The organism is Longitalea arenae (assembly GCF_016924755.1).
In the GTDB taxonomy this organism is placed as follows: Bacteria; Bacteroidota; Bacteroidia; order Chitinophagales; family Chitinophagaceae; genus Niastella; species Niastella arenae.
Map to the genome: position 1 here is coordinate 76446 of NZ_JAFFJX010000006.1, position 17962 is coordinate 94407.

Annotated in this window: 11 protein-coding genes; 8 read left to right on the forward strand and 3 right to left on the reverse strand. The window is 47.5% G+C overall.

The window, feature by feature from the left end; translation table 11 throughout:
* Positions 1-8 precede the first annotated feature (8 nt).
* The 6 genes from hutU to JT717_RS15095 all read left to right on the forward strand — a co-directional run bounded on the left by hutU (position 9) and on the right by JT717_RS15095 (position 9550).
* Positions 9-1679 (forward strand): urocanate hydratase, encoded by a 1671-nt coding sequence (gene hutU / locus JT717_RS15070; RefSeq protein ID WP_205511322.1) that lies wholly within the window; start codon positions 9-11, stop codon positions 1677-1679.
* A 133-nt stretch (positions 1680-1812) separates the two neighbouring features.
* A complete protein-coding gene (locus tag JT717_RS15075) occupies positions 1813-2391 on the forward strand; it encodes a hypothetical protein (RefSeq protein ID WP_205511323.1) in 579 nt (192 codons plus the stop codon).
* Positions 2392-2722: 331 nt separating this feature from the next.
* Entirely contained in the window at positions 2723-4954 is a 2232-nt protein-coding gene (locus tag JT717_RS15080; RefSeq protein WP_205511324.1) for a bifunctional alpha,alpha-trehalose-phosphate synthase (UDP-forming)/trehalose-phosphatase, read from the forward strand.
* Between the two features lie 119 nt (positions 4955-5073).
* On the forward strand, positions 5074-6330 hold the full coding sequence (hutI, locus tag JT717_RS15085; protein ID WP_205511325.1) for an imidazolonepropionase: 1257 nt from the start codon (positions 5074-5076) through the stop codon (positions 6328-6330).
* 57 nt (positions 6331-6387) lie between these two features.
* The gene (locus JT717_RS15090) at positions 6388-8418 is read left to right on the forward strand and encodes a site-specific recombinase (protein ID WP_205511326.1); all 2031 of its coding nucleotides are present in this window, start codon (positions 6388-6390) and stop codon (positions 8416-8418) included.
* A gap of 73 nt (positions 8419-8491) precedes the next feature.
* Positions 8492-9550, forward strand: a complete 1059-nt coding sequence (locus tag JT717_RS15095; RefSeq protein ID WP_205511327.1) for a formimidoylglutamase — start codon at positions 8492-8494, stop codon at positions 9548-9550.
* Positions 9551-9649: 99 nt separating this feature from the next.
* Here JT717_RS15095 and JT717_RS15100 read toward each other — a convergent pair whose 3' ends face one another.
* The 3 genes from JT717_RS15100 to JT717_RS15110 all read right to left on the reverse strand — a co-directional run bounded on the left by JT717_RS15100 (position 9650) and on the right by JT717_RS15110 (position 14667).
* Positions 9650-11899 carry a patatin-like phospholipase family protein gene (locus JT717_RS15100; RefSeq protein WP_205511328.1) on the reverse strand — a complete coding sequence of 750 codons (2250 nt, stop codon included), beginning with the start codon at positions 11897-11899 and terminating at the stop codon, positions 9650-9652.
* Positions 11900-12036: 137 nt separating this feature from the next.
* Entirely contained in the window at positions 12037-12480 is a 444-nt protein-coding gene (locus JT717_RS15105) for a GNAT family N-acetyltransferase (protein WP_205511329.1), read from the reverse strand.
* Positions 12481-12612: 132 nt separating this feature from the next.
* A complete protein-coding gene (locus tag JT717_RS15110; RefSeq protein ID WP_205511330.1) occupies positions 12613-14667 on the reverse strand; it encodes an ABC-F family ATP-binding cassette domain-containing protein in 2055 nt (684 codons plus the stop codon).
* Positions 14668-14931: 264 nt separating this feature from the next.
* On the opposite strand from JT717_RS15110, the gene JT717_RS15115 reads away from it, so the two are divergent.
* Positions 14932-15537, forward strand: coding sequence for a DUF3347 domain-containing protein (locus tag JT717_RS15115; RefSeq protein ID WP_205511331.1), 606 nt, complete (start codon positions 14932-14934; stop codon positions 15535-15537).
* Between the two features lie 43 nt (positions 15538-15580).
* Positions 15581-17932, forward strand: a complete 2352-nt coding sequence (locus JT717_RS15120; protein WP_205511332.1) for a TonB-dependent receptor — start codon at positions 15581-15583, stop codon at positions 17930-17932.
* Positions 17933-17962: the final 30 nt, after the last annotated feature.

The window sequence follows — 17962 nt, forward strand, 5'->3', positions numbered from 1 at the left end:
TATCACCGATGGTTATAACATACGACGCAACCAAATACAAAACACCTACCGGTTCGCAATTGACCTGTAAAGGCTGGATCCAGGAAGCGGCATTACGCATGCTGTTAAATAACCTCGCCCCTGCAGTGGCAGAAAGGCCTGATGAACTGATCGTATATGGCGGGCGGGGAAAAGCAGCACGCAATTTTGAAGCGCTGGATATGATCATTCAATCATTAAAAGACCTGAATGATGATGAAACCCTGTTGATCCAGAGTGGTAAACCAGTAGGTATTTTGCCCACGCATCGCAATGCACCGCGGGTATTGATCTCGAACTCGCAACTCGTTCCCAACTGGGCCAACTGGCAGCATTTTGATGAACTGGAAAAAAAAGGCCTGATGATGTACGGCCAAATGACCGCCGGGTCATGGATCTACATCGGCAGCCAGGGCATTGTACAGGGCACGTATGAAACCTATGCGGCAGCAGCCAATAAACATTTTAACGGCACCCTGAAAGGCAGATTGAATGTAACAGCCGGTTTGGGCGGAATGGGAGGCGCACAACCCTTGGCCATAACCATGAACGAAGGCGTAGCGCTTATCGCGGAAGTGGAAGAATGGCGGATTGACAAACGGATTGAAACAAAATACCTCGATGTAAAAATTACTGGTATCGATGCGGCTATTGACCGGGCGCTGGAAGCAAAACAAAAAGGAGAAACACTTTCAATAGGTGTGTTATGTAATGCAGTACATCTCTTAGAACGCCTCGTGGAAAGAAATATTGTTCCGGATACACTTACAGATCAAACCTCTGCGCATGATCCGCTGATCGGGTACTGGCCGCATGAAATCTCCTATGAACAGGCGAAGATCCTACGAACGCAAAACCCCGATCAATATATTAGTTATGCGTACAACTCCATGTACCGTCACGTGCAGCTGATGCTCGAATTACAGGAAAAAGGCGCCGTCACTTTCGATTATGGCAATAATATTCGGGCCCGGGCCAGGGAAAAAGGATTGGCAAACGCATTCGACTTCCCGGGCTTTGTTCCGGCTTATATACGTCCCCTGTTCTGCGAAGGCAAAGGCCCTTTCCGCTGGGCGGCATTAAGCGGCGATCCGAACGATATAGCCATAACAGATGAAGTTATTGGTAAGATGTTCCCCGAAAACCGATCATTGCACCGCTGGCTGAAACTGGCCAAAGAAAAAATTGCATTCCAGGGATTGCCCGCGCGCATCTGCTGGCTGGGGCAGGGCGAAAGAGAAAAAGCCGGCCTTGCCTTTAATGAGCTCGTAAAAACAGGAAAGGTGAAGGCGCCCATTGTCATTGGCCGTGACCATCTGGATACCGGTTCTGTAGCATCACCCAACCGCGAAACGGAAGCTATGCCCGATGGCAGTGATGCAGTAGCAGACTGGCCGATCCTGAATGCATTGGTGAATACGGCAGGAGGCGCCAGCTGGGTAAGTTTACATCATGGCGGTGGTGTGGGCATGGGCTATAGTATTCATGCAGGTATGGTGATCGTTGCTGACGGAACAGATGACGCAGCTTTACGTTTGGGACGTGTTTTGCGCAACGATCCGGGTATGGGTGTTATACGACATGCAGACGCGGGATACGACCTTGCAAAAGAAACTTCCATAAAATTTGGTCTCGATTTAAAAAAACGGTTTCACAGATAAAATAATTTTTCTATTTTGTTGCGGATACCACCGACCCAACCGGAAAAAATGGTATTTATACGATGACAAAATATCTCAGTGATCTGTACGTTGTAGCAGGTATGAGATAAACTTTGTATGAAAAATCCGAATTATGAAAACAACCATTTCCTTGCTCCTTTTTGCCCTAGTAGCCAGCACAGCGTTTTCCCAGGCCAAAGTAGGCCTGAAGATCATTCAGAATGGAGCTGCCGTAACCCCAGTTAACGGAGAATATGAATTAAAGAAAGCCCCCTTTGCCGTTGAATTCACTTTTGATGTTAATGCCTACGATGGCCTGTTCGTAAATGCCGATTTTACCGACGCAGTTTACAAAACAGCCGACAAAGCCTCTTTACCCGACCTGCAAGACATTCCCTACAAAGTTGTAAAGGAAGAAAACTTCAACACCAACAAACAAATTGCTGTTGCGGCTGACAACTGGTCATTCTGGTATTACAATAAAGCTACCAACGAATACCGGTTCGACAGAGATATCAAAACGGTAGATGCCAATACGGTAACAGCTACCAGAACCATTGAACAGGTTTATTTTCCTGTGAAAGAAAAAACATTGAAAATTGCTGAGCTCACCGAACCCCTGTATTTATTTTTCCTGGTTACCAACCCTTATAACCAACGCGGCGTGGTTAGAGAGTTATACCGTCAGAAAATGAAACTGAATTTCAAATAAGGCAAAGGAACATACAACATTAAAGGGAGATAGAGCGTCGCTCTTTATCTCCTTTTCTTTTTTCAATATGCCATGCTGAGATCAGGTGCCCGAAGTACAAAGCAGGAAATACGAAATACACGCGCTTCCCGGGTCTTAGTTCCAACTTCACAGTCTTCCCTCTTAAGAGCAACATTAAAAGCACATTACAATCTCTTAAAATCAATCGGTTCGCTCAACTTTTCTCCCTCATTGGCATTATAATTTCTTTAATAATCCACCAACGGAACCGGGCCTGAAAGTTTAAAAACTGGCAAGCCCTGTTATTATTCATTGGTTTACTGTTTATTCTATGGGACGATTGATTATTATATCTAACAGGCTACCTTTTTCTATTGACCATGAAGGAGATCAGCTTTCGCTTCGGCAAAGCTCCGGGGGACTTGTTTCGGCTATTAAAAGTTATATTGAAAGCGAAAGTTCTAAAAACCGTGCGTTTACGGATAAGTTGTGGGTAGGTGTGGCAGATTTTCCCCAAAATGAATGGAGCGTGGTCTCCGAACAGTTAACAAGTGTTGACTTTCAGATCAATCCTTTATTCTTAAATAAAATACTTTACAAGGACTATTATAACGGTTTTTCCAATTCTGTATTATGGCCCTTGTTCCATTATTTTCCCAGCCTGGTCGACTACCAGGCACACTACTACGATGCGTATGTAAAAGTGAACCGGGCATTTGCTGATAAATTAATTCCGCTCATCCAGCCCGACGATACCATATGGATCCACGATTATCAGCTGATGCTGTTGCCGGAAATGATCCGCGCGGAAAAACCGGAGGCTACCATCGGCTTCTTCCTGCATATCCCGTTCCCGTCGTATGAACTGTTCAGGACCTTACCGGCTGAGTGGAAAACAGGTTTACTACGGGGTATACTGGGCAGTGACCTGGTAGGCTTTCACACCCACGATTATGCGCAGCACTTCTTACAGTCGGTAAAAATGATCCTGGGTGTTGACAGTTATTTTCACACCATCCAGTACCAGGACCGCATGATCAAAGCGGATCTGTTTCCCATCAGTATCGACTACAAAAAATTCAATAAAGCCTGCGATGATCCGGAGACCAAACAATATTACAATGAGATCAAAAACAACTTTGAAGGCAAGAAGATCATTTTCTCTGTAGACAGGCTCGATTACACCAAGGGCTTAATGGACCGCCTCAGTGCTTTTGATTATTTCCTGGATCAGTATCCTGACTGGCGGGAAAAAGTAGTATTTATCCTGAATATCGTGCCATCCCGTGACGACATTCAGGCCTATACGGAGCGGAAGCAACAAATAGAACAAAAGATCGGAACCATCAATGGTAAAGTATCTACCATCACCTGGCAGCCGATCATTTACAGATATACGCATTTACCATTCAATGAGCTGGCGGCCCTGTACAAAGCGGCCGATGTAGCATTGATAACGCCGTTGCGCGATGGCATGAACCTGGTGGCCAAAGAATATGTGGCCAGCTGTTCGGCGCGTAAAGGTGTTTTGATCCTGAGTGAACTGGCCGGCGCCGCCAATGAACTGAATGAAGCATTACTGGTAAATCCTACCGACGTTATTGAAGTATCGAATGCGATCAACCGGGCATTGACCATGCCTGTAGATGAACAACAGCAACGGATGATCCTGATGCAACAACGCTTGTCGGATTATGATGTGATCAAATGGGTAAGTGATTTCCTCGATCAGTTGTCGAATGTTAAACAGGAACAGCAAAAGCAACAGGTAAAACATCTCGACGACCGCACCAGTTCGCAGATCCATTTGCATTACCAGATCGCTAAAACCCGTTGCCTCTTACTTGACTATGATGGCACCCTGGTGCCTTATGCCAAGCAGCCTAAAGACGCCAGGCCTAATGAGGACCTGCGCACTTTACTGACCGATCTGTCTAACGATCCCAGGAACCTGGTAGTGATCATCAGCGGGCGGGAAGCTGAAACGCTGGAGAACTGGCTGGGTGATCTTCCGTTAATGCTGGTAGCGGAACATGGCGCCAGCTTTAAACCGAAAGGCGAGCAGTGGCAGCAGACCGTTTCAATCCCTGATCAGTGGAAGAACGAGATCAGGCCCATTATGCAATTATTCGTAACGCATTGCGTGGGTTCATTTATAGAAGAAAAAACAAATACACTGGCCTGGCATTACCGCAATACGCACCCCGACCTGGGCTTTACCCGGTCGAGGGAACTGATCAATAACCTTACACAGTTGTTGCAGAACACGATGCTGCAGGTAGTGGATGGCAACAAAGTAGTGGAAGTGCGCATGTCGGGTTTTGATAAAGGCATCATGGCCCTGAAGATCGTGAATGACCTGCAACCCGATTTTGTATTATGTATGGGTGATGATACCACTGATGAGGATATGTTCAAAGCGCTGGGAGAACGTGCATACAGCATTAAGGTAAGCAATGGCCCCACGGCCGCCCAGTACACGGTCTTCTCGCAACAAAAAGTATTGCAATTACTGAAAAGACTCATGTTACCGATCGTGAACAAACAATACGCAGGAACATAAAATAATTACTGAATTTCCGACGGGAAAGTCCGGAAGATGTACACCAGCGGTGCACTTTCTTCCGGACTTTTATTTATGTTCATCATCTGCGGCTTTTCAAATTACACTATCTTCACCCTATGGCGGCCACACTAATTACCAATATCAAACAACTCGTTAATGTGCGGGAAGAATGGCCAGTGCTGCGGGGAAAAGAGTTGGCAGAACTCCCATGTATAAGCAACGCATATTTACTTATTGAAGACGATACCATCGCTGCCTATGGCAAGATGGAGGAACTGTCTTCCGCCACGCGGTTGATGCCCGCTGAGGTCATTGACGCAAGCGGCAGACTGCTATTGCCGGCCTGGTGCGACAGTCATACACACCTGGTATTTGCCGCCAGCCGGGAAAATGAATTCATTGATAAATTAAAAGGGCTCAGCTATGCTGAAATAGCCGCCAGGGGCGGGGGCATCCTGCATTCGGCCCGTAAGCTGAATGAAGCATCGGAGGATGAACTGTTCAACCTGGCGTGGAAACGGTTGGAAGAACTGGCTCGACTGGGTACCGGTGCTATTGAAATTAAAAGCGGCTATGGATTAACTGTATCCGGCGAATTGAAAATGCTGCGGGTCATTAAAAAATTGAAGCAACGTTCGAAACTTACCATTAAAGCCACCTTCCTGGGCGCACATACTTATCCGCTCGAATATAAAAACGATCACCAGGCCTATATCGATCAGATCATCGGGGAGATGTTGCCGGTAATTGCGCAGGAAGCGCTGGCCGATTATATTGATGTTTTCTGCGAAACAGGGTTCTTTTCGCCGGAAGAAACAGCCACGATCTGCAAAGCAGGTAAACAGTATGGATTAAAACCAAAGATCCATGCCAACCAGCTCAATTTGTCGGGTGGGGTGCAAACCGGTGTCGCATTAGGCGCTATCAGCGTCGATCACCTCGAGACCATGGATGAGCATGCGATCCGGTCTCTGGCCGGTTCGCAAACTATAGGAACGCTATTACCTACCGCCGCTTTCTTTTTAAGAATGCCCTTTCAACCGGCGCGCGCATTAATAGATGCAGGCTGCGCCATTGCACTGGCCTCAGACTTCAACCCCGGCTCTTCGCCCAGTGGGAATATGAACCTGGTGGTAAATATCAGCTGCATTCAAATGAAAATGTTGCCTGAAGAAGCGATCAACGCGGCTACGCTCAACGGCGCCTGGGCCATGGAATGTGCCGGCACCCTGGGCAGCATTTCCATTGGCAAAAAAGCCAACCTCATTCTTACCAAACCGGTACCGTCGCTGGCCTATATACCTTATTCATTTGGGTCGAACCTGATAGACATGGTTTTTATCGGCGGAGAGCGGACAGGCAGTAACCATTGACCATAGACCCGCCCGAACGGCGTTCAGCCGGGCGGGCATTCACCATTGACGATTAAGATGATTAGGAAAAAGAAAAAAGTTAACCTGGTAAAAGAATTCCTTGAAAAGGGACGCGCTGTTTCCATCAAGGACCGGGAAGAGGCATTGAACTACCTGGTGGCTTTCGTAGCAATGATCCGTCCGCGTTTATCGGAATTTGAAAGCGCCAATAAAAAGTTTGCAGAGACCCTGCAGTACTTACACCAGCATGACAGCGTTGTGAACAACCTGCGGGTAGCTATTATGGCGCAGCTGATCAACAGCAACCTGGTGCCTTTGCTTACGGAAAGCGGCATTACCGTTTCACGGGGCGCGGGCCGCGAATTATATGCCCGCTTAAAACATAAACTTTTACCCCCGGCGCAGGACCCGAACGATTTTCTGTACCTGCTGAACCGCATCTTTTTCAGGCATAATGATTATGAATGGGTAGAAAAGATCGGGCAGGAAAAATGGATCCATCTGTTCGAACTGATAGGCCTGCATTTTTCGGAAAATAACCCGGTCATTATAAAACAGGTGATCGTATCATTACAGATCCTCAGCGCAAGGGTGGCCCAGCTGGGCTGGGAAAATGAGATCACCCGTAACACGCCCGCACATTGGCAGCCGCCGAACAATCCCTTTGCCATACAACAATACCTGGTGTACCAGATCAAAGAGCAGGTAGTGCGGTTTAACCAGGGCCAGGAAACCGTGCAGTCGCTGGCCAAAGCATTAAACGCGGTATTGACGGAATGTTTTACGCTGGTACAGCATATCCGCAACGAAACCGCCGAAAAAGGCACCAGCCTGTCACAGACCTTTATCCTGTACCAGATCGAACAGAAGCTGAACCGGATGGTTCTGTTGCTCGACATCGCCGATGCCGATGAAAAGCTCAACCTGGCCCGTTTTGCCAACCTGTTCATGACCGTCGTTCGCAATGAGAACCGGAAGAACAGTATCAGGGAATTCTTATCACAAACTACCAATTACCTGGCTTACCAGATCGCAGAACATAAGGGAAAAAAAGGAAGCAAATACATTACCTCTTCACCATTGGAATATTTTCAAATGATCGGCAGCGCGATGTGGGGTGGATTGATCATTTGCTTTGTAGCCATCTTTAAGAATCTGTTGGGCCTGCTGCAGATGGCGCCTTTCTGGCATGGCTTTGTATACAGCATCAATTACAGCCTGGGTTTTGTGGCCATAGAGGAAACAAAGTCGACGCTGGCCACCAAACAACCGGCCTTTACTGCCAGCGCTGTAGCCAGTTCGTTAGATGCCCGTAAATCAGACGATCGTCCTAATTTATACAACCTGGCAGTAACGGTATCGAAAGTAAGCCGCAGTCAGATCGCCTCCTTTATCGGGAACCTGATCGTGGTGTTCCCGGTCACCTACCTGCTGGTGTGGTTATACGATTGGGCAACCGGCCATCCCCTGGTGCAGGGTGAAAAAGCAGTTCATTTATTGCAGGACCAGCATCCCTGGCAAAGCCTTTCTTTATTATATGCCTGCAATACCGGTTTCTTTCTTTTTTTAAGCGGCATCATTGCCGGTTATGTGCAAAACAAGATCAATTACGGGCGTATAGATAAACGGCTTACCGAACATCCGGTATTGCGATTATCGCTCCCGGCCAACCGGCTGCAAAAAATAGCTACCTACCTCAATGAACATGGAGGCAGCCTGGCGGGCAATATCGCTTTGGGATTTTTCCTGGGTATGGCCGGCATTGTGGGTAAGATCTTTGGAATCCCCTTTGATATCAGGCATATTACCATTTCAGCGGCCAACACCTCCATAGGCGCATACGGAGTAGGGTGGGAGCATATTAATTACCGGTACCTGGCGAATGTAGTGGCCGGTGTATTGGGTATCGGCTTTCTGAACTTCCTGGTGAGCTTTTCCCTGGCTTTTTTTGTAGCGGTGCGTTCAAGAGGTATCCGCCTGAAGGATTACCCGGGTTTTTTAAAGATACTCTGGAAATATTTCCGCAGCCATCCGCTTGATTTCATCAGGCCCCGGAAGCGGCGATCAGAAAAAGAAACAACTATTTAAGGTGTGGCACCGTTTGACATTGTGCCACACCTGGCCGTATAATCATTCATCAACGATCAATTAAATCAGCTGTATGAAACATTTCAAATTCTACCATAAGCACGATGTACTGAACCTTACCAGGATCCGCCGCTTCGAGACCAAGCTGGGTGAAAGTGTACACATCCTGCCCGATAAAAACGCCTGGGAAACTGCCCTGCAGCAGTCACCTGCCAGGTATGTAGTATTTGGAATACCGGAAGATATTGGCATAAGGGCCAATCATGGCACCGGGGGCGCCGATTCGGCCTGGTCGTCGTTTTTGTCGGCTTTTTTAAACCTGCAAAGCAATGACTTTTTAAATGGAGAAGAGCTCATCGTGCTGGGGCATTTCAATTTTAGCGATGCCAGTGAACTCATAGAACAGAATGCTTACGGCTATGAAGAGAAGATCGATGCTTACCGCCACGCCGTTATGACCATCGATGAAGAGGTAGAAGAGCTCACCAAGATCATAACCTCATACAACAAAATACCCATTGCGATCGGGGGTGGACATAACAACGCTTATCCCCTGATCAAAGGCGCTGCCAAAGGGTTGCATAAAGCCGGCATTTTACCGCTTGCCCAGATCAATTGCATCAATCTCGACGCACATGCCGATTTTCGCCCATCGGAGGGAAGGCATAGTGGCAATGGTTTCCGGTATGCTGAAGAAGACGGCTATTTACAGAAATACTGTGTGGTGGGACTGCATGAGAACTACCTGCCGCAAAATGTATGGCTCGATATTGTGAATAATCCCTTCCTTGATTTCATTACCTACGAAGACATCTTCATCCTGGAAAAAAGGAATTTCATTCAGGCCATTGCTCATGCCACCAGTTTTACCGAAGAGAATTATACCGGTATCGAGCTGGACCTCGATTGTATTGAAAACACTTTATCCAGCGCCATGACCCCTTCGGGTATTTCGCCCTTACATGCCCGGCAATATATGGTGCTTACGGCGCGGGAAAGCCAGGTTGCCTATTTACACATTTGTGAAGGCGCCACCCGCTTAAGCGATGGCCGTACGAATGAGACCACCGGCAAACTTATCAGTTACCTGGTAAGCGATTTCGTTAAAGCGCATGAAGATACGGGTGAATAAAACCAAACGCCCTACAGTGATTCAGTTATTCATACTCCCGACTGTATTTAACTTAATAACCTATGAACTGAATAATTCAGGAACTGAATAACTGGTTTTCTAAAACGGGATCCCTAAATTGATATACCATTGCAGTTTCCTGGTTTGATCGCTGTACATCGTGCTGATCTCAAGCGGCCCCAGGGCAAAGTTATACGAGTAGGTGAGTGAGTAACCCGAGAGTAGGTCGGGGTTCTGGAAGAATTCGCTGCGGCTGATAAAATTGGTGAACAGGACATTGGCCTTGCCGGTGACATAGTTATTGTTGAAGAGTTGCACCCGCAGTCCGCCCTGTAACATAGCCACAGAAGGAGTATATAAAGTGCCTTCGTGCAAACCGGCAAAGGTGATCTGGTTACGGAATACCTTCGTCAATCCCCCAATGGCAAATTCATTCAATACATTCCGCGTATAGTTGAAGTTGATGCCACCCTGTCCGTTCAGCAACAAAGTCGTGCGGCCGCCCAACGGAATATAACTTTCCACATCGAGGGTTGTACGCAAATAGGGATAAGCACTGATCTGGATGGAATCAGGGTCTTCCAGGGGCACGCCGTTCGACAAAAAGTTCAGATTGGGATGTTGTTCAAAGACCCGTCCGGCCTCCGCATATAGTTTTACGCCCCGGCGCGCATAGATGCTGCGGTCAAGCGAATTATGTGAAACATAGCCGTACAGGGTATTATAGTTGTTGGTTCCTTTCAACTCAAGCCCCTTGGCGATCTTGGGTGAGTAATGCACCCATTCGAACCGGTGACCAGCGCCCAGGGAAAAATTACGGGTAGGGGAGAACTGAAAACGTTCCCCTATTTTGAAAAAGTTCTGCTTGTATAAACCATCCTGCTTGTACTGCTCATAGGTATTCACATCGAACCGGTCGAACTGGGTTTCTGCGATCAGGGCGAAGTTCTTTAACCGGCCAAGGTATTGCAGGTGCTCCCCCCTGATGCGAAAGCTTTCTCCGATATTAATGGTAACCAGGCTGCGGGAATTGGTAATGAAAAAATTCCTGGCCGTGATATTGGCAATAATACCCACACCGGTGAAACGATTATAATGTATGCCCAGTTTGGCAAATGTGAGTGGATTCTCCGTTACATCGAAAATGATCTTACAGGTTCCATCGGACTGCGGTTGCAGCGAGTAGATGATGCGGCTGTAATAACGGGTGCCATAAGCCTGGCGCACCATGTTCGACAGTTTGTGCGCAGTATATGACCTGTTCAACTGGAGGTCCATGGTGTGTGCAAAGAATTCGCTGGAGGTTTTTTCCACGCCATGTACTTCAAAAGACGAGATGGTCACCGCCTGCACTTTGGGCAAACGGTTCTTTCTGAATGCAACCGGGCCATAGATCGCATTGAGGGAATCGGCCAGCCGTTTGAACTTGGGGTACAATTTCCGGCCTTCTTCAATGCCCAGGTTCAGGATATCATTGCCGTCACTGAAGCTGCCCATATTATACTTTTCCATTTTAAATGGAATATAAATATCGCATTGCGGCACTTCGGTCCTGGCATCTTCTGCCTCGCGGAAAAAAGCGATCTGTAACAGGATCTGCAAGGCGTTGCGTACTTTTTCGGATGGCAGCAAGCCGCTGGCCACATTACTGCCAATGACAATATTGGCGCCCATTTCCTTTACATCGCGCACCGGGAAATTGCGTACGATACCACCATCTACCATTCGTTTGCCATTGTAATCAACCGCTGTAAATACAGAGGGAATGGCCATACTGGAGCGGATGGCCGAAATGATCTCGCCTTCCTTCATGACAATAGCTTCTCCATTACCTACATCGGTGCCGATGCAACGAAAGGGAATGCTGAAGCGGGAAAAATCTTTTTCCTGGTGCACCGGAAAATATAATTCGGAAAATTTAAGCCAGAGTTCCTGTCCCTGCAACAGCCCGCTTGGAAGGCGGAAGCGGTGATTCTGCCAGGGAAGTTCCACTACATATTTTGAGTATTCGTTCTTTTCTTCCATGAAGATGCTGCGCAGCGAGGACTGGTTGCTCAGCAGCAGGTCCCAATCGATGGACCGGGCAATTTTCTCAATACTATCAGCGGTGTAACCGATGGCATACAAACTGCCGATGATACTGCCCATACTGGTTCCGGTTATATAATCAACGTTCAGGCCGGCACTATCAATAGCTTTTAAAATACCAATATGCGCCAGTCCTTTGGCACCGCCACCGCTCAGCGTGACCCCTATTTTAGGGCGCTGGGCAGGCACTTGTGCCAAGGCAGATTGAACCAGAAAGATCAGCCCAACCAGTAGTGGTTTGTAGCTTTTGAATATAACCATCTGTTAGTCCCACGATTATTTTCGGGATGTACGTATTATAAGTCGTTAAAAATGGCCTGGTCAAAATAGGTGATTGGATTGTGAATACTGATCGTAAAGTCCTAAACAAATCACAAATTGGATCCTCTAGCTGGTGCTCAATGTATTTCTAAATGGCAGTTCATATCCACATCGTCTATGAATGCGCCCATTTTCCGGTAAAAGGCAATGGCCGGTTTATTCCAGTTAGACACCTGCCAGCGTAGTTTTACGCAGTTCGTTGCTCTCGCATGATCGATTACGGTCTGCAACAGCCTTGTTCCTACTGAATGCCCCCGGGCCGATTCTACCAAATAGAGATCATCGAGATACATCGTTTTGCCCGTCCAGCAAAAATAAGCGAAGAACCAGGCAGCATAACCAACGATCTTATTATGTTCATCTACAGCAACAAAACACTGGAACAAATTGTTGTCGGCTTTCATCTGTTCCACGGTATTTGTTACCCTTTCCGGTGTTTTTTGATAAAGCGCGAATTGATGCATCAGGTCGATAATGGCCGGGTAATCAGCCTCTGTTCCTTTACGGATCGTGATATTCATGGGATAGTTTTAAGAGTCATATCGGTCAAAGGTGTCAAATGGGACAAAAAGTCGAAACGGATGAACTTATATGACCTATATGACTAATTGACTGATGTGACTGATATGACTGAATTGACTGATTTGACTGGTTTACTGTTTCGCTTCCAGCTCCATTATTTTTTCAAACACTTCTTCGTACTGCTTGTTCATGCGCTGCAATTCGTCACTCACTTTCTTATAATCAGTTTCTGTTTGCACAAATTTGTTCCTGTCGGCATAGGTGTCCGGCGCTGTCAACTGTACTTCCAGCTTTGCTTTTTGCTGATTCAGCTGGGCGATCTTTTCTTCCAGTTGTTGAAAGGCCTTCTGCTGTTTCTGCAATTCCTTCTTCAATTCTTTATTGATAGGCCCCTGGGGTTTAAGGTCTGCAGGCTGAGGCCTGAGCTCCGGGGCCTGCAATTCGCTCTCCGGTTTCTGGTTCCTGATCTCAGCTTTCTGACTTCCGCCTTCTTGCTTCTGGTTTCTGTTGTCCGGCTTCTGCGCTCTGGATTCTGACTTCTGACCCCCGGCTTCCAACCGCTGTTTTTGTCTTTCTTTCCACTCGCCCCATTCTTCGTAACCGCCGGCAAAGGTTTTGATCTTGTGATCGTCGATCTCCCAGATCGTATTGGCCACCTTCGATACAAAATAGCGGTCGTGGCTAACCAGGATGAGGCTGCCTTCATATTTGCTCAACGCCTCGATCAGGAGTTCTACGGAATGAATATCCAGGTGGTTGGTAGGCTCGTCGAGCATCAGGAAATTGGCTTTGCTGATGATGGTCTTGGCCAGGGCCACCCGCGCTTTTTCACCACCGCTTAATACCTTGATCTTTTTATCGATGTCATCGCCCCCGAATAAGAAACATCCCAGCAGGTTGCGCAGTTCCTGTTCGGTTTTCTGGCTGCCTGCCGCTTTCATTTCCTCGAGCAGGGTATTGTTCACATCCAGCGCTTCGAGCTGGTGCTGGGCATAAAAGCTTTCTTCGACATTATGTCCCCATTTGCGTTCACCGCTGAACGATTCAGTCCCCGCAATGATGCGCAGGAGGGTGGATTTACCCTTTCCGTTGGCGCCGATCAACGCGATCTTATCGCCGCGGTTGATCTCTGCATGCGTGTCTTCAACAATGATATTATCACCAAATTTCTTTGTGATATGTTTCAATTCGCATAAGACTTTACCGGGTACTTTATCTACCTGGAAGTTGATGCGGATGTTGGGTCTTTCAATGGCTACATCTTCGATCCGGTCAAGCTTTTCGAGTCGTTTCATGGCACTCTGGGCCGCTGCTGCTTTCGATGCTTTGGCTTTGAACCGTTCAATAAAGCGCTCCTGCTGGCGAATATAGTCCTGCTGATTTTCGAAGGCCCGTTGCTGCAGTTCTATGCGCTGCACTTTTTCTTCTTCGTAATAGGAATAATTGCCATTATAGATATGCAGTTGCCGCTGGTATAATTCTACGATCTTCGTCACCATACGGTCGAGGAAATATTTATCGTGGCTCACGATCACCACAGAGCCCTGGTAATGGATGAGGTATTTCTCCAGCCATTCGATAGAGGGCAGGTCAAGGTGGTTGGTAGGCTCGTCGAGCAACAGCAGATCAGGCGCCTGGAGGATCATTTTGGCCAGCAGCACCCGCATGCGCCAGCCTCCGCTGAATTCGCGGTAAGGACGTTGCAGATCGGCATTCGAAAAACCAAGCCCCTGCAGCACTTCTTCCGTTTTGTGATGGATATTGTACCCACCCAGGGTTTCCAGTTCATGCAGTTTATCGGAATATTTGTGCAACAGCACTTCCGTTTCGGCCTCAGAGATGCCGCTGGTTGGTGAATTCTCCAGCTGTTTGCCCAGCTCTTCGATCTCCTTCTCCAGTTGCATCACCCGCTCGAAAGCGCCCAATGCCACCTGTAAAATGGAATCTGAGGTATCAAAACTGAGCAGGTCCTGGTGCAAATAGCCAATGGTAGTTCCACGGCTTCTTTCCACCGTACCGGCCGAAGCCTGGTATTGACCCACCAAAAGTTTTAAGAGGGTTGATTTTCCGGTTCCGTTATAGCCAATTAATCCAATGCGTTCATTGGGTTGAATATGCCAGGTTGCATCTTCTACAATTGCCCGGGCTCCAAATTCAAAAGTTACGTTCGTTAATCCTGCCAGCATAATAGTATTTACATCAAAATGATCTGCAAAAATATAATAAATCGGGGCGTTTCGAAAGTTATCCGGAAAACTTGACTGCCAGAATTTTACAGGGGGTTCATAAATACCAAAACACCTGTATATGAGCCTTTAATGTAAGGTTATTCTTTTATCTTTGGCCGGTAATTACGTCAGTAACCAGCTGCAGCCGGAAAACCGGCAGGATTATTTCGGTAAAGAGACCCAATACCCCCGATCTGAAACGAATTTTAAAATTATCACAGGATGAAAAAAACGTTAATCGTAGTAATTGTGCTTGCCGTTATTATTTTAGTTGCCCGGCCCTTTTTTTGCAACAGTGACAAAAAAGACGATCAGGCAGCAGAAGACGTCAAACAACAGCCCATATCGATCTCAGCCAATACCGATGCATTCAATCAATCGTTTACCCAGTTACTTAATGCTTACAATAGTTTAAAAGACGCCCTCGTGGCCAGTGATACCGGAAAAGCATCCGCTGCAGGGCTGGCATTAAAAGCGGCAGCCGACAGCCTTAAAGTAAACGAAATAAAGGGTGATACTTCAGCTGTAATAAAAGAAACTGCCCAGGCCTTCAGCGGCACCATCTCCGGTTCGGCACAGGCTTTGGTAGCAGAAAGGGATTTAAAAAACAAGCGTAAGGAATTTGAGATGATAGCCGACGCCATGTGGAGCCTTACCCGCACCGTGCGGTATACAGGGCAAAAGTTATACTGGCAGTATTGCCCGATGGCTTTTGACAATAAAGGCGCCTACTGGATGAGTTATGAGCGAGAAATCAAAAACCCTTACTTCGGTAGTGAAATGCTGAACTGCGGCAGTGTGGAAGACTCGCTCGACTATTCGAAGTAATTACGCTATCTGCCGGATGACCGGTTCAAAAAGATAACGGCAAATGACCAAACTGGTTGCGATAGTATTTGGGGTGTTTAGTGTTCTGTGCGCAACCGCGCAGGAGAAATTTACGTTAAGTGGATTTGTGCGGGATTCCCTGTCGGGCGAAACGCTTATAGGCGCCACGGTGGCGGTGAACGGCCAGGGCAAGGGCATCGTAAGCAACCAGTTCGGCTTCTATTCCATTACGCTTCCAAGCGGTATTTATTCCGTGATCGTTTCATTCGCCGGTTATGAAGGGCAGCAACTCGTAATTTCGCTCGATCACAATATTCAACAGAATTTCTACTTATCTACCAAACCGGTTTTACAGGAAGTAATTGTATCGGCCCGCAAGCGAGATGGGAATGTGACCAATGCCCAAATGGGCAAGATCGATCTTACCATGAACCAGGTTAAAGCGGTGCCGGTATTACTGGGAGAGACCGACATCCTGAAAACGCTGCAGCTGCTGCCCGGCGTGCGTAATGCCGGGGAAGGGAATACCGGCTTATATGTGCGGGGTGGTGGTCCCGATCAAAACCTGATATTGCTCGATGACGCCATCGTGTACAATACCGGTCACCTCTTTGGATTTTTCTCCATTTTCAACTCTGACGCCATCAAGAACATCTCGCTGGTAAAAGGAGGCATGTCGGCACAATACGGCGGCCGCCTGTCTTCGGTGCTGGATGTGGCGATGAAAGAAGGTAACCTGAACAAATTTGAAGTAGAAGGTGGCATCGGGGCGATCGCTTCGCGGGTATCGGTACAGGGACCTATCAAAAAGAATAAATCCTCTTTTATCGTCTCCGGCCGGCGCACCTATGTAGACCTGCTGGTGAAGCCATTTATCTCAGAGAAAAGTGATTTTTACGGATCAGGATATTATTTCTACGACTTTAACGCCAAGGTGAACTATATCTTTTCTGAAAAAGACCGCCTCTACCTCAGTGGTTATTTTGGAAGGGATGTATTCACTTACCGCAATGCCCGCCGGGCCTTCAAGGCAGATATTCCCTGGGGCAATTCCACCGCCACCCTGCGCTGGAACCATGTGTTCAACCGGAAACTTTTCGCCAATACCACGGTGGTGTACAATGATTATGCATTCTCATTCGGCGCCACCCAGAATGATTTCAATATCAAATTATCATCCGGCATTCACGACTGGAGCGCCAAAACCGATTTCGATTTCTATGCTTCGCCCAGTCACAAGCTTCGCTTTGGGGCAGCCTATACCTATCATACATTTACGCCGAATATCCTCAGCGGCAACCAGGGTGATAACCAGTTCTACCCCGATAATGAGATGAAAAAATATGCCGGGGAAACGGGCATTTATCTGCAGGATGACTGGGAGATCAGCAAAAGGATCAAACTGAATGCGGGGATCCGTTACAGCCGTTTTGTACAGCTGGGCCCCTACAAGATCTTTTCAAAAACGATCAATGGCGATAAAACAGACAGTATTTCATATGGCAGGAACAAACCGGTAAAAACCTATGACGGGTTTGAACCGCGCTTAACGGCCCGCTATGCCATCGATGAACAAACGTCTGTAAAAGCGGCCGTCACCAGGAACCTTCAATACATCCACCTCGTTAGCAATGCAGGTTCAACCCTGCCTACTGACCTTTGGGTTCCCAGCACCTACCGCGTGAAACCGCAGATCAGCTGGCAGTATGCCGCAGGCCTGTTCAGAAACTTCAACAATAATATGCTTGAAACCTCGCTGGAAGTGTATTACAAGAGAATGGACAACCAGATAGAATACCGCGAAGGATACACGCCATCGCTGAAAGACCCCGAGGAGGATTTTGTGTTCGGCAAGGGCTGGAGCTACGGTACGGAGCTGTTTATAAATAAAACCCGGGGAAAGCTCACCGGCTGGATCGGTTATACGCTTTCGTGGACCTGGCGTCAGTTCGATACGCTGAACGATGGTATTAAATATCCTTCCAAATATGACCGGCGGCACGACCTGTCGGTAGTGGCCACCTACCAGTTGAACAAAAAATGGAAGCTCTCCGGGTTGTTTGTTTATGGAAGCGGGAATGCCGTTTCATTGCCTGAGCGGTTCTATGTGGTTGGCCGGGTGCTTACCCAGGAATACAGCCAGATCAATCAATACCGGCTGGCGCCTTATCACCGGATGGATCTTTCCGCTACGCTGACACCCCGTTCGAAACCGGGTCAGAAATGGCAGCAGAGCTGGGTCTTCAGCATTTACAATGTATATAGCCGGTTGAATCCGTATTTCATTTACTTCAGCCAGGATGGTAGTCCATACGACGGTTCATTGACGATGAATACGCGGCAGGTGTCCCTGTTCCCCATCATACCCTCTGTTACCTGGAACTTCAAGTTTTAAGTATCTTAGTGTGCTACACTTGCATTTGCC

Bases quoted from the DNA above. Each gene is read 5' to 3' on its own strand.
- hutU (WP_205511322.1), top strand. From the start codon at position 9: ATGGTTATAACATACGACGCAACCAAATACAAAACACCTACCGGTTCG.
- JT717_RS15075 (WP_205511323.1), top strand. From the start codon at position 1,813: ATGAAAACAACCATTTCCTTGCTCCTTTTTGCCCTAGTAGCCAGCACA.
- JT717_RS15080 (WP_205511324.1), top strand. From the start codon at position 2,723: ATGGGACGATTGATTATTATATCTAACAGGCTACCTTTTTCTATTGAC.
- hutI (WP_205511325.1), top strand. From the start codon at position 5,074: ATGGCGGCCACACTAATTACCAATATCAAACAACTCGTTAATGTGCGG.
- JT717_RS15090 (WP_205511326.1), top strand. From the start codon at position 6,388: ATGATTAGGAAAAAGAAAAAAGTTAACCTGGTAAAAGAATTCCTTGAA.
- JT717_RS15095 (WP_205511327.1), top strand. From the start codon at position 8,492: ATGAAACATTTCAAATTCTACCATAAGCACGATGTACTGAACCTTACC.
- JT717_RS15100 (WP_205511328.1), bottom strand. From the start codon at position 11,899: ATGGTTATATTCAAAAGCTACAAACCACTACTGGTTGGGCTGATCTTT.
- JT717_RS15105 (WP_205511329.1), bottom strand. From the start codon at position 12,480: ATGAATATCACGATCCGTAAAGGAACAGAGGCTGATTACCCGGCCATT.
- JT717_RS15110 (WP_205511330.1), bottom strand. From the start codon at position 14,667: ATGCTGGCAGGATTAACGAACGTAACTTTTGAATTTGGAGCCCGGGCA.
- JT717_RS15115 (WP_205511331.1), top strand. From the start codon at position 14,932: ATGAAAAAAACGTTAATCGTAGTAATTGTGCTTGCCGTTATTATTTTA.
- JT717_RS15120 (WP_205511332.1), top strand. From the start codon at position 15,581: ATGACCAAACTGGTTGCGATAGTATTTGGGGTGTTTAGTGTTCTGTGC.